General features: G+C 73.4%; 13 protein-coding genes. 6 read left to right on the forward strand and 7 right to left on the reverse strand.

The window, feature by feature from the left end:
• Positions 1 to 21 precede the first annotated feature (21 nt).
• From efeO to OG553_RS23765, 4 genes are all read right to left on the reverse strand, one after another.
• Positions 22 to 1173: an iron uptake system protein EfeO gene (efeO, locus tag OG553_RS23750; protein WP_405980913.1), complete on the reverse strand. Its 1152-nt coding sequence runs from the start codon at positions 1171 to 1173 to the stop codon at positions 22 to 24.
• Between the two features lie 173 nt (positions 1174 to 1346).
• Complete coding sequence (locus OG553_RS23755; protein WP_405980914.1) at positions 1347 to 2282, reverse strand: heme ABC transporter ATP-binding protein; 936 nt, start codon at positions 2280 to 2282, stop codon at positions 1347 to 1349.
• A complete protein-coding gene (locus tag OG553_RS23760) occupies positions 2273 to 3349 on the reverse strand; it encodes a FecCD family ABC transporter permease (protein WP_405980915.1) in 1077 nt (358 codons plus the stop codon). Before OG553_RS23760 ends, OG553_RS23755 begins: the two co-directional genes overlap by 10 nt.
• A 1-nt stretch (position 3350) precedes the next feature.
• Positions 3351 to 4349 (reverse strand): hemin ABC transporter substrate-binding protein, encoded by a 999-nt coding sequence (locus OG553_RS23765; RefSeq protein ID WP_405980916.1) that lies wholly within the window; start codon positions 4347 to 4349, stop codon positions 3351 to 3353.
• Positions 4350 to 4548: 199 nt separating this feature from the next.
• On the opposite strand from OG553_RS23765, the gene OG553_RS23770 reads away from it, so the two are divergent.
• The 3 genes from OG553_RS23770 (at position 4549) to OG553_RS23780 (ending at position 8194) form a co-directional block, all read left to right on the forward strand.
• Positions 4549 to 5967 carry an HtaA domain-containing protein gene (locus tag OG553_RS23770; RefSeq protein WP_405980917.1) on the forward strand — a complete coding sequence of 473 codons (1419 nt, stop codon included), beginning with the start codon at positions 4549 to 4551 and terminating at the stop codon, positions 5965 to 5967.
• Positions 5968 to 6028: 61 nt separating this feature from the next.
• On the forward strand, positions 6029 to 7507 hold the full coding sequence (locus OG553_RS23775; RefSeq protein WP_405980918.1) for an HtaA domain-containing protein: 1479 nt from the start codon (positions 6029 to 6031) through the stop codon (positions 7505 to 7507).
• Positions 7508 to 7543: 36 nt separating this feature from the next.
• Positions 7544 to 8194, forward strand: coding sequence for a PhzF family phenazine biosynthesis protein (locus tag OG553_RS23780; protein WP_405980919.1), 651 nt, complete (start codon positions 7544 to 7546; stop codon positions 8192 to 8194).
• Positions 8195 to 8326: 132 nt separating this feature from the next.
• Here the strand turns inward: OG553_RS23780 and OG553_RS23785 are convergent, their stop codons facing one another.
• The gene (locus OG553_RS23785; RefSeq protein ID WP_405980920.1) at positions 8327 to 8974 is read right to left on the reverse strand and encodes a heme oxygenase (biliverdin-producing); all 648 of its coding nucleotides are present in this window, start codon (positions 8972 to 8974) and stop codon (positions 8327 to 8329) included.
• Between the two features lie 146 nt (positions 8975 to 9120).
• Positions 9121 to 9978 carry a type I methionyl aminopeptidase gene (gene map / locus OG553_RS23790; RefSeq protein WP_405980921.1) on the reverse strand — a complete coding sequence of 286 codons (858 nt, stop codon included), beginning with the start codon at positions 9976 to 9978 and terminating at the stop codon, positions 9121 to 9123.
• 108 nt (positions 9979 to 10086) lie between these two features.
• Between map and OG553_RS23795 the strand changes: the two genes are divergently transcribed.
• Positions 10087 to 10332, forward strand: a complete 246-nt coding sequence (locus OG553_RS23795) for a hypothetical protein (protein ID WP_405980922.1) — start codon at positions 10087 to 10089, stop codon at positions 10330 to 10332.
• Between the two features lie 9 nt (positions 10333 to 10341).
• On the opposite strand, the gene OG553_RS23800 is transcribed toward OG553_RS23795, so the two are convergent.
• Positions 10342 to 10950 (reverse strand): hypothetical protein, encoded by a 609-nt coding sequence (locus OG553_RS23800; protein ID WP_405980923.1) that lies wholly within the window; start codon positions 10948 to 10950, stop codon positions 10342 to 10344.
• A 72-nt stretch (positions 10951 to 11022) separates the two neighbouring features.
• On the opposite strand from OG553_RS23800, the gene npdG reads away from it, so the two are divergent.
• Both npdG and OG553_RS23810 read left to right on the forward strand, forming a co-directional pair.
• Entirely contained in the window at positions 11023 to 11727 is a 705-nt protein-coding gene (gene npdG / locus OG553_RS23805; protein ID WP_405980924.1) for an NADPH-dependent F420 reductase, read from the forward strand.
• Positions 11728 to 11831: 104 nt separating this feature from the next.
• A complete protein-coding gene (locus OG553_RS23810) occupies positions 11832 to 12011 on the forward strand; it encodes a hypothetical protein (protein WP_405980925.1) in 180 nt (59 codons plus the stop codon).
• The last annotated feature ends 12 nt before the right edge of the window (positions 12012 to 12023 follow it).

The following is a 12023-nucleotide window of genomic DNA, read 5'->3' on the forward strand; positions in this document are numbered from 1 at the left end:
CCGCCTCTGCCTGGCTACGGACTACTTGACGACCGCGGCGGCCAGCTTGGAGAGCGGCTCGCCCAGGGCGCTCACGGCGTCCGAGAGTTCCTTGCGCTCGGCCTCGCCGACCTTGTCGTACGAGGTGAACTCGTAGGTGTTCTTGTCGGCGCGGTACTTGTCCAGGAGGGTGTTCATCGCGGCGAACTGGGTGTCCAGCTGCTTGGCGAGCTCCGGGTCGTTCTTGGCGGTGACCGTCTTGAGGAGCTCGTAGGACTTCTGGGCGCCCTCGACGTTGGCCTTGAAGTCGACCAGGTCGGTGTGGCTGTAGCGCTCTTCCTCGCCCGTCACCTTGCCGGTGGCGACCTCGTCGAGCAGCTCCTTGGCGCCGTTGGCCATGGAGGTGGGGGTGATCTCCGCCTCGCCGACCTTCTTCTGCCATTCGGTGAGGTCGGCGATCAGGGTGTCGGCGAGCTTCTTGTCGTTGTCGTCGATCTTGTTGTCCTGGAAGAGGGACTTCTCCAGGCGGTGCCAGCCGGTCCAGTCCTTGGCCGGGTCCTGGCCGGCCTCCAGGCCGTCCTCGCGGACGTCGACCTTCGGGTCGATGTCGCCGAAGGACTCGGCGACGGGCTCGGTGCGCTCCCAGCCGATGCGGGAGGGGGCGTAGGCCTTCTTCGCGGCCTCCAGGTCGCCGGCCTTGACGGCGTCGGCGAAGACCTTGGCCTTCGGCAGGGTCTCGTCGGCCTGCTCCTGGACGTACTTGCGGTACGCGGCGACCGCGGCGTCCAGCTCGGGGCTGCGCTTCTCGGTGCCGCCCTTGCCAGTGGCCTTGACCTGGGTGCGGATGCCGTCGCCCTTCATGCCGGGCTTGCAGGTGAAGGCGTAGTCGCCCGCCTTGATCTCGGCGGTGATGGTGGCCTTGGTGCCGGGGCCGATGTTCTCGCGCTCGGCGACGATGCGGTCGTCCGGGAAGAGCACGTACAGCTCGGTGACCTTGGAGCCCTTGTTCTCCACCTCGATGGTGACCTTGCCGGCCGGGAACTCGGTCTTGGAGACCTCGCAGGCGGTGTCGGTCGCCTTCACCTGGATCGCGCCGGAGCCGCCCTTGTCGCTCTTCTCGGCGCAGCCGGTGACTGCGGTGAGCGCGGCGACGGCTGCGGCCGCGGTGAGGACGGTGAGGCGGGCGGGACGCATGTGGGCTCCTGGCGGGGGTGAAGGCTGGGGAGGGCCGGTGAGGGCCGGTGAGGCGGACCTAACTTAACCGAGGCTTACCTGACCGATACCCACTCGTCCAGTGATTCAGCTCTCACATTCCGGCCCCGGACACGAGGCCGTCACGGGCCCTCCATGACCGGATCAAGCGAAGGTCAAGCGGGAGTCAAGTCGCCGTCCGCATTGCGTGCGGGACGGTTGTTACCGTCCGGTTCGATCCCTTGTGCCGCCTGGGCGGGAGGGTGAACCGGAACGCCTTCGTCCCGTACCGGGACCACCAGCGGAGCACCCGTCCGGGGGTGCGCCAGCACCTCCACCGGCTGCCGGTAGACCCGGCTCAGCAGCCCGTCCCCGAACACCTCCGCCGGGGGCCCGGCCGCCGCGATCCGGCCGTCGTGCAGCACCGCCGCCCGGTCCGCGTACGCCGCCGCGAGCCCCAGGTCGTGCAGGACCACCACCACGGCGTCCCCGGCCGCCGCCCGCTCCCGGCAGATCCGCAGCACCAGCTCCTGGTGGCGCAGGTCCAGGGCCGCCGTGGGCTCGTCGAGCAGCAGCAGCGGGGCCCGCTGGGCCAGTACGCGGGCCAGCGCGACCCGGGCCCGCTCGCCGCCGGAGAGGTCCGAGAAGGGCCGATCGGCGAAACGGGTGACCTCGGTCGCGGCCATCGCCTCCGCCACCGCCTCCTCGTCGGCGTCCGCGAGCCCGGTCCCGGCCCAGGGGGCGCGGCCCATCCGGACCACCTCCGCGACCGGGAACGGGAAGGACAGCGCGGCCGACTGGGGGAGCACCGAGCGGCGCAGGGCCAGCTCGGCGGCGCTCCAGCCGGCCACCGGGCGCCCGTCGATCCGTACGGAGCCCGAGGCGGCCGGCAGGTCGGCGGCGAGGGCGGCCAGCAGGGTGGACTTCCCGGCGCCGTTCGGGCCGACCAGCGCCAGCACCTCGCCGGCCCGGGCGGCCAGGTCGATCCCGGCGAGCACCGCGCGCTCCCCGAGCCGGACGTGCAGGGCGACGGCCTCGGCGACGGCCGCCCCGGGGGCGGGACGTGCGGGCACGGCGCGCCGGCGGCCGCGTGACGGGAACCTCATGCCCATCCCCCCTGCCCCCGGCGGGTCCGGCGCAGCAGCCAGAAGAAGAAGGGGCTGCCGATCAGCGCGGTCAGCACGCCGAGCGGCAGCTCCGCAGGCCGGGCCACCGTCCGGGCGGCCAGGTCGCCCGCGGTCAGGACCACGGCCCCGGCCAGCGCGCTGCCGGGCACCAGGAAGCGGTGGCCGGGCCCGTTCGCCATCCGCAGCAGGTGCGGGACCAGCAGGCCCACGAAGGTGATCACCCCGGCGACGGCCACGGCGGCCGCCGTCAGCAGGGCCACGACCAGCACCAGGGCCAGCCGCAGCCGCTCCACGTCGACCCCGAGGTGGCGGGCGGGCCGCTCGCCGAGGGCGAGGAGGTCGAGCCTGCGGGCGTAGAAGGGGGCCGCGGCCAGCCCGACGAGCGCGCAGGGCAGCACGGCGAGCACCCTGGGCCAGGTCGCCTGCGCCAGCGAGCCGAGCTGCCAGAAGGTGATCTGGTTGACCTGGCCGCTGTCCGCGAAGAAGACGAACAGCCCGATCAGCGCGCCCGCGAAGGCGTTGACGGCGATACCGGTCAGGATCAGCGTGACCACCTCCGTCCGGCCGCCGCTGCGGGAGAGCAGGTAGACGGAGCCGACGGTGACCAGCCCCGCCACGAAGGCGCAGGCGGTGACCGTCCAGTTGCCGAGGAAGGTCAGGCCCAGCCCGATCGCGGCCACCGCGCCCACGGCGGAGCCCGCCGAGATCCCGATCACCCCGGGCTCGGCCAGCGGGTTGCCGAACACCCCCTGCATCAGCGCGCCCGCGCACCCCAGGCTCGCGCCGACCAGCAGCGCGAGCGCGACCCGGGGCAGGCGTACGTTCCACAGCACGCTCTCCCCGACCCGGTCCAGCGGGGCCCCGCCGAGGCCCGCCCGGTGCTGGACGGAGGCGAGGACGTCCCCGGTGGGGATGGCGTACGCACCGACGCCGGCCGAGACCAGCGCGAGCAGCAGCAGCGCGGCCAGCAGCCCGGCCGCGAGCAGCGGCGCCCTGCGGCCCGGCCGCCGCGACGGTACGGCCTCCGGGCGCGCCTGCGCGGAGACGGCCACCTCAGGCTCCCTTGCCGTGGAGCTGCGCGACCAGCGAGGCGAGCACCTGGTCGGTGCGCGGGCCGTAGTTGAGCAGCACCCCGTCGTCGACGGTGACGACCCTGCGGTCCATCCCGGCCGGGGTCTGGGCCACGCCCGGGATCTTCACCAGGCCGTCGACGCCGCCCACCGATTCGAGCCCCTTGGACATGACGAGGAGGGCGTCCGGGGCGGCGGCGGCCAGGGCCTCGCTGGTGATCGGGGTGAAGTCCTTGCCGAGCCCCGACTCCTTGCCGGTGTCCACCGCGCCCGCCGCCTCCAGCAGCGGGCCGGCACCCGAGTCGGAGCCCCCCAGCAGGTACACGGAGGCGGTGCCGCGCAGGTAGAGGAAGGCCACCCGGGGCTTCTTCCCGGCACCGGCCGGAACGCCCTTGCGGGCGGCGGCGATCCGCTCGGCGGTGCGCCGGTCCAGCTGCGCTCCGGCCTCCTTGACGCCGAGTGCGGAGGCGACCGCGTCGATCCGCTTCGGTACGTCCTCCAGGGCCTTGGCGGGCGCGACGACCAGGACGGGGACCCCGGCGTCGCGGATCTGCCGCACCGCCTCGGCGGGACCGGTGGTGGTCTCCGCCAGGACCAGCGTCGGGCGCAGCGAGAGCACGCTCTCGGCGGAGACCTCGTGGCCGCGCGTCACCACCGGCAGGGCCGAGGCCTGTTCGAAGGTGGCGGTGATGTCGCGGGCGACGACCTGTGGGCCGAGGCCGAGGGTCTGCACGATCTCGTTGAGGCTGCCGGTGAGCGGGATGATCCGCTCCGCCGAGGTGACGGTGACCTGCTTCCCGTCGGCCGAGGCGACGGTCACCGGCAGCGCGGGCCGCGCGGCCGCGTCGATCGGCTCCACCCGGTCGGGCGGGGCGGCGGGGGCGGAGCGGCCGGCGGCGGGGCCCCCGGGGGCGTCCGCAGCGGTGCAGCCGCCTGCGGAGAGCGCGAGGGCGAGCCCGAGGGCCGTCAGGGCAACGGTCATGCGGGGGAAGCGGGTTGGGGTGGCGGGCGTGGGCACCGGGACACCGTCCTGATCGTCCGGCCGGGAGGCGGGGGCGGGGGCTGGGTCGGACCGAGGGGTTCCCCGCTCGACCGGGATAGCTTAGGTTAGCCTAACCTTAGTGACTGGCCCGGGAATCGTCCGCCTGTCCTTCGATCCCCCAGACCCTGGAGGGGACTTCATGTCCGCAAGACCCGTCCGCGCGTTCGCCGTGACCCTGTTGGCGACCCTGCTCGCGGCGCTGCTCCCGGCCGCCGCCGCCCGTGCGGAGAGCCGCGCAGTGCAGGGGGGACGGCTCGACTGGGGCCTCAAATCCTCCTTCCAGAGTTACGTCACGGGTCCGGTCGCGAAAGGCGGTTTCCAGCTGAAGAGCGGAGCCGCGACCGTCGGCGGCAGCCTGTTCCGCTTCCACTCCGCGGCCGGCTCCTACGACCCCGCCTCCGGGGCGTTCGAGGCCGCGTTCTCGGGCGGGGTGACCTTCCAGGGCCACCGCAAGCCCGACGGCTCGTACGAACTGGACCTGACCGTCAGCCGCCCCACCGTCCGCGTCTCCGGCGGCAGCGGCACCCTCTACCTGGACGTGACCGGGAAGGCCAAGGACACCGGCGCGGTCAGCACCCGGACCCAGGTGCCCTTCGCCACCCTCGGCCTCGGAGGCATCGACATGAGGGGCGCCGGCAGCCCGGTCACCCTCACCAACATCCCCGCCACCCTCACCGACCAGGGCGCCCAGGCCTTCGCCGGCTACTACCAGGCCGGCGCGCAGCTCGACCCGGTCAGCCTCTCCGCCGACGTCAAGGCCGCCCCGGTGGCCCCGCCCGCACCACAGCCCACCCCGCCCGCCCAGCCGTCCGGCACCCCGGCCGCCGCCCCGCAGACCCAGGGGGCATTCTCCGACGCCGCAGTCGACTGGGGCGTGCGCCGCACCTTCCGCGAGTACGTCACCGGCGCCGTAGGCCAGGGCGGGTGGACCCTCGCCGAAGGCGCCCAGGACGGCGGCGCGCTGTTCCGGTTCCCGCGGGGGAAGGGGACGTACGACGGCCAGAGGGGCGTACTGGCCGCCGAGTTCGCCGGTAGCGTCCGGTTCGCCGGAGCCCGGCTCGACCTCATGCTCGGCAAGGTGGGCGTCAAGGTGGAGAACGGCAAGGGCGTGCTGTCCGCCGACGTGACCACCGGCGGGCAGACCAGGCCGGCCGTGGCGCTCGTCGAGTTCGACGCCAAGGGCCTCAAGACCGAGGGGAAACTCGCCACCTTGACCGAAGCCCCCGCCACCCTCACCGAAGGCGGCTCCCAGGCCTTCGGCTCCCTGTACAAAGCGGGCACCGAGATGGACCCCGTCTCGCTCGCCGTCGCCCTCGAAGCCGGTACGCGGCTGCCCGCCCTGCCCGACCTCGGCTCGGCCGCCGCACCGGCCCCCGCGCCCCCGGCCGCCCCGTCCTCCGCCGCCCCGGCCCCCGCGGCCGCCGCCGAGGCGGGCGACTCCGCCGGCGCCGGGCTGTACGCGGCCCTCGCCGTGGCCGTACTGGTCCTGACGGGCGGCGCAGCCCTGCTGGTGGTCCGCGGCAGGCGCCGCGCGGCGGCGTCCGAGCCCGCGCCGTAACCCCCTCTACCCCTCTTCCCGTTCCTTCCTGTTCGTCACGTACCTCCAGGAGTTCTCAGCCATGTCGTCCCACCGTCGCCCGATCGCCGCAGCGGCCGCCGTACTGACCGCCGCCGCCCTCGGCACCGCCGCCCTCGCCCTGCCCGCCACCGCGGCGGACGGCGCCCCCGCCCCGGCCCCGGCCCCCGCCGGGGCCGCCCAGGCCGCCGCCGCACCGATACCCGTCGTGGGCGGCACCCTCGACTGGGGGGTGATCGCGAGCTTCCGCACCTACGTCACTGGCATGGCGAAGGGCAAGATCACCCCGGCGGACGGAGCCACCCAGAACGCGGACGGCACCTTCCGCTTCGGCTCGGCCACCGGCCAGTACGACAAGGACGGCGGTCACGTCGTCAAGGCCGCCTTCAAGGGCAGCGTCACCTTCGAGAGCGCGTCGCACGGCTTCGTCATCAAGATGGAGAACTTCCGCTTCGACACGGGCACCAAGAAGCTGACGGTCGACATCACCAAGAACGGCACCCTCACCAAGGACGTCCCGGCGGCGGTCGTCTCCTTCGCCGGGGCCGACATGAGCGGCCTGGCCACCAAGCTCACCAAGGAGCTCGGCGAGCAGCTCGGCGCCCCCCAGTACGAGGGCCGCGACGGCGACAGGCTCACGGCGCTCCTGGAGTTCCCGAAGCCGCCCGCCCCGTCCCCCTCCACCTCAACCGCCCCGTCCCCGTCGGCGCCCACCACCTCCGCGCCGGCCCCGGCCCCGTCCGCCGACGGCCCGCAGAAGGTCCTCCGGGGCAAGCTCACGTGGGGCGTGATGGCCTCCTTCCACGACTACGTCGGCGAGAAGGGGATCACCACCAGCGGCGGGGCCGTCAAGAACGGCAAGACCTTCGACTTCTCCTTCGGCAAGGGCGAACTCGACGTCAAGAAGCAGAAGCTGAACGCCGCCTTCGAAGGCGCCGTGCGCTTCGAGTACGCCGCCCACGGACTCGACCTGACCTTCGGCAACATCCGGATCGAGACCACGGGCAAGACCGGCACCCTGGTCCTGGACGCCAAGACGGCGGCGGGCGCGACCAACGACATCCCGTTCGCCACGCTCGACCTGTCCAAGGGCGACTACAAGACCAAGGGCGGCCTGCTGACCCTCGCATCCGTCCCCGCCGTCTTCACGGAGAAGGGCTCGGCCGTCTTCGCCAACAACGGCTCCGTCCCCGACAAGTACAAGCCGGGCAAGCCCATGGACCCGGTGACCCTCTCCGTCTCCGTGGACAAGGACGCCCCCCTCCCGACGGCCGGCCCCACCGGCACCGCCACCAGCGGCACGGGCGGCGCGGGCGGCACCAGCACCACGGGCGGCACGACGGGCGCTTCCGTGGGCGGCGGCTCGGCGGGCGGCTCCGCCGGCGGCTCCACGGGCGGCAACCTCGCCTCCACCGGGGCCGAGGTACCGGCCGGCGCCCTGCTCAGCGCCTCCGCCGGCGTGGTCGCGGCCGGCGCGGGCGCCGTCTACCTCGGCCGCCGCCGCCGGGCGGCCCAGAGCTGACGGAGCCCGGACACCGGGGCGTGCTTGAATGCCAGCGTGAACGATCTAGACGTGATCAGGGTCTTCTGCGCGGGTGACGGCCGCTTCGGCAACCTGCTCGGAGTCGTCCGCGACGGCCGCACCTGCCCGGACGACGACGCCCGGCAGGCCCTCGCCGCCGAACTGGGCTACAGCGAGACGGTGTTCGTCGACGACCCCGAACGCGGGGTCGTCGACATCCGCACCCCCGGCACGCGGATGTCCTTCGCCGGACACCCCCTGGTCGGGGTCGCCTGGCTGCTCGACATCGAGGAGCTCCAGCCGCCCGCGGGGTCCGTATGGGCGCGCGACGACGGGGAGTTCACCTGGATCACGGCCCGCCCCGAGTGGGTCACCGGCAAGCGCACCGAGCAGTACGCCACCCCCGCCGACGTCGACGCCCTGCCGACGCCGCCGCCCGGCGAGGGCTGGCTGTACGCGTGGGCCTGGGAGGACGAGACCGCCGGACGGATCCGCGCCCGCGGCTTCCCGCGCCGCCCGGACGGGGTCATCACCGAGGACGAGGCCACCGGCTCGGCGGCGATCCTCCTCACCGCCCAGCTGAACCGCGCCCTCAACATCACCCAGGGCGCCGGCTCCCAGATCCTCACCGCCCCGGGCCCCGACGGCACGATCGAGATGGGCGGCCGCGTCCGCTTCGCCTCGTAGCGACGCCCGGGCGTCCGGGTGTCCGAACGGGCCGGCGTCCCTGCCCGCTTCCCGGAGCGGCGCACGAACGGGGCCGGGCGGGTGCGTCCGCACCCGCCCGGCCCCATCGTCCTGTACCCGCCCGGCCAGGGCCTACGCGCTGAGCGGGAACTCCTCGCCCAGCTCGCGGAAGACCGCCCCGTTGAAATCGAAGGCCCGCTTGCACTCGTCGATGATCCGCTGCTTCTCCAGGTCGTCCGCGGCGATCGCGTCCAGCAGCTCCCGGTAACCCCGCTTGAAGGCGGCCGGGTTGGAGATGTCCGCGAAGACGTAGAACCGTACGCCGTCGCCCTTGCGCTCGAAGCCCCAGGTGCGTTCGGCCTTGTCCCGGATGATCTGGCCCCCGGAGAGGTCGCCCAGGTAGCGCGTGTAGTGGTGGGCCACGTACCCGCCCGGCCAGGAGGCGGCGCACTCCGCGACCCGGTCCGCGTACGCCTGCGTCGAGGGCAGCGCGCTGACCTCCCCGCGCCAGCCGGGGCCCAGCAGGTGCGCCAGGTCGCGCTCGATCTCGGCGACGCGCATCAGCTCGGGCCGTATGAAGGGGCCCGCCACCGGATCGTCCCGCAGGGACCCGGCGCCGTCCTCCAGGGCCCGGTACACGAACCACAGCTGCTCGGTGTAGCGGGCGTACGCGTCGACGCCGAGCCGGCCGCCGAGCAGGTCGCTCATGAAGGAGGAGGTCTCGGCTTCGGTGTGCTGCTCGTGCGAGGCGACACGGATGACCGTGGAGAACGCGTCCAAGACTGACCTCCGGGAGGAGAGGAACGGGCCGTGACGGCACGCCGCCGCCACGCCCGATCCTCCTACTTAGGCTTACCTAAGTCAATGTGTTCCCGACGTGTTGTCGGCAAAAACCCTCCGGGCGGCAAAAAACTCGCCACAAGGGCCTACGGCAGGGTCAGGATCTCCGCTCCGGTGTCCGTCACCACCAGCGTGTGCTCGAACTGCGCGGTCCGCTTGCGGTCCTTCGTGACGACCGTCCAGCCGTCCTCCCACATGTCGTACTCGTGGGTGCCCAGCGTCAGCATCGGCTCGATCGTGAAGGTCATGCCGGGCTCGATCACGGTCGTGGCGTGCGGGCTGTCGTAGTGCGGGATGATCAGGCCCGAGTGGAACGACGAGTTGATGCCGTGCCCGGTGAAGTCCCGGACCACCCCGTACCCGAAGCGCTTCGCGTACGACTCGATGACGCGGCCGATGACGTTGATCTGCCGGCCGGGCTTGACCGCCTTGATCGCCCGGTTCAGCGCCTCGCGCGTGCGCTCCACCAGCAGGCGCGACTCCTCGTCGACCTCGCCGCACAGGTAGGTGGCGTTGTTGTCGCCGTGCACCCCGCCGATGTACGCGGTCACGTCGAGGTTCACGATGTCGCCGTCCCGCAGGACGGTCGAGTCGGGGATCCCGTGGCAGATGACCTCGTTGAGCGAGGAGCACAGGGACTTCGGGAAGCCCCGGTAACCGAGCGTCGAGGGGTAGGCGCCGTGGTCGCACATGTACTCGTGCGCGACCCGGTCCAGCTCGTCGGTGGTCACCCCCGGCGCGATGTGCTTCGCCGCCTCCTCCATCGCCTGCGCGGCGATCCGGCCGGCGATGCGCATGGCCTCGATGGTCTCGGCCGACTGCACCTCCGGTCCGGTGTACGGAGTGGGCGCGGGCTTGCCCACGTACTCGGGCCGGCGGATGTTTCCGGGGACGGAACGGACGGGAGAGAGCTCGCCTGGTACGAGCAGCGACTGGCCAGACATGCAAGCGAGTGTATCCAGCGGGGATGGGGCAGCATGGCGACGAGGAGCGGTATCGAACGGTATCGAGCGGCGGTACCGGGAGAGCGCGCCGGAAGGAGTCCGAAGGCGATGGCCCTGTTCAAGAAGCGTCAGGTGGGGAAACCGGGCGAGTGGTACTACTGCCTGGTCCACCAGAAGGTGGAAGAGGGCCCCGAGTGCCCCGCCAAGGACCGTTTCGGCCCCTACACCACGCGCGAGGAGGCCGCCCACGCCATGGAGACGGCGCAGGAGCGCAACCTCGAATGGCAGAACGACCCCAAGTGGAACGACAAGACCCGCGAGGGGGAGGAGGGCGGCGGCACCGCCACCCCCTGACCCCGCGCCCTACCAGCGGCTGGGCGGCGGCGGGGCGGTCAGCCCGTCGGCCAGCCGCGCCAGCCGGTCGCGCAGCCGCCGCGGGCCCCGCCGCTCCGGCGGGACGTTCTCCCCGGCCGCCGCGCTGACCAGGTGCTGCACGGTGTCCAGGTCCAGCTCGGAGCCCGCCGCGGGCACCGACAGGGCGTCGTGGGCGAGGGCTGTCAGGTCCGCGTCCCCACCGTCCAGGGACAGTACGGTCGCCCCCGCGCGCCGGGCGTCGTGCACCCGCTCCAGCAGCCCCCCGCCGGGCCGCTCCGGAGCCACCACCAGCAGCGTGTGCCCGCGCCGGGCCGCCTCCAGCCGGCCCAGCCCGACCGACAGGTGCGGCGGCTCGCCCGGCCGCACGCGGTGCCGCACCAGCGTCGGCGCCAGCTCCGGCTGCCCCGACCAGGCCGCCTCGTCCACCAGGTGCGCCGCCAGGTGCCAGGGCTCGTACTGCTCGGTGCCCACCAGCAGCAGGCCGCCGCCCGCCGGCGCCACCGCCCGCCGCAGCGAACCCGCGAACCGCCGGGCCTCGTCGGGCCACCGCGTCCCGGCGAGCACCTCGCGCAGCAGCGCCACCCTCACGGCATCCATGCGGCATCCATGGCCGCATCCTGCACCATCCGGCCCTCCTCGTCCGGCCTACCCGGCAGTACGCTCGCCAGCATGACTTCCTCAGACAGCACGCAGAAGCCGCCGGCCAAGGACCCGTGGGACCTCCCCGACGTCTCCGGCCTCGTCGTCGGCGTCCTCGGCGGCACCGGCGACCAGGGCCGCGGCCTCGCCTACCGGCTCGCCCGCGCGGGCCAGAAGGTGATCATCGGCTCCCGCGCCGCCGACCGCGCCGAGACCGCCGCCGCCGAACTCGGCCTCGGCGTCGAAGGCGCCGACAACGCCGAATGCGCCCGCCGCAGCGACATCGTGATCATCGCGGTCCCGTGGGAGGGCCACGCCAAGACCCTCGAAGCCCTGCGCGAGGACCTCGCCGGCAAGCTCGTCGTGGACTGCGTCAACCCCCTCGGCTTCGACAAGCAGGGCGCCTACGCCCTCCAGGTCGAAGAGGGCAGCGCCGCCCAGCAGGCCGCCGCCCTCCTCCCCGACTCCCGCGTCACCGCCGCCTTCCACCACCTCTCCGCCGTCCTCCTCCAGGACACCTCGGTCGAGGAGATCGACACCGACGTGATGGTCCTCGGCGAATCCCGCGCCGACACCGACGTCGTCCAGGCCCTCGCGGGCCGCATCCCCGGCATGCGCGGCGTCTTCGCGGGCCGCCTCCGCAACGCCCACCAGGTCGAGGCGATGGTGGCCAACCTCATCTCCACCAACCGCCGCTACAAGGCCCACGCGGGCCTCCGCCTCACCGACGTGTGATCCCGCCGCCCGTCCGGGCCCCGCACCGGCGGCGGGGCCCGGACGGGATGGGGGACACTGGAGGGGTTCGACCCCCCTTCCGTGTCGCCGAGGAGCTGTTCCGGATGCCCCGCCTTGCCCTGTTCGCCGTTGTCGTCTGCGTCCTCGCCGTGGCCGCGGCCGTGGTCGCCTTCGTGGAGGGCAGCTTCCTCGGGATCGTGTGGGTGCTGCTGGCCGGCGTCACGTCCAACATGGCCTGGTTCTACTACCGCAAGGCCAAGGCCGAGAAGCAGCGGGCGGCGTAGCCCCCGGGACGG

Origin of the sequence: Streptomyces sp. NBC_00158 (assembly GCF_045160885.1) — a bacterium.
Taxonomy (GTDB): Bacteria; Actinomycetota; Actinomycetes; order Streptomycetales; family Streptomycetaceae; genus Streptomyces.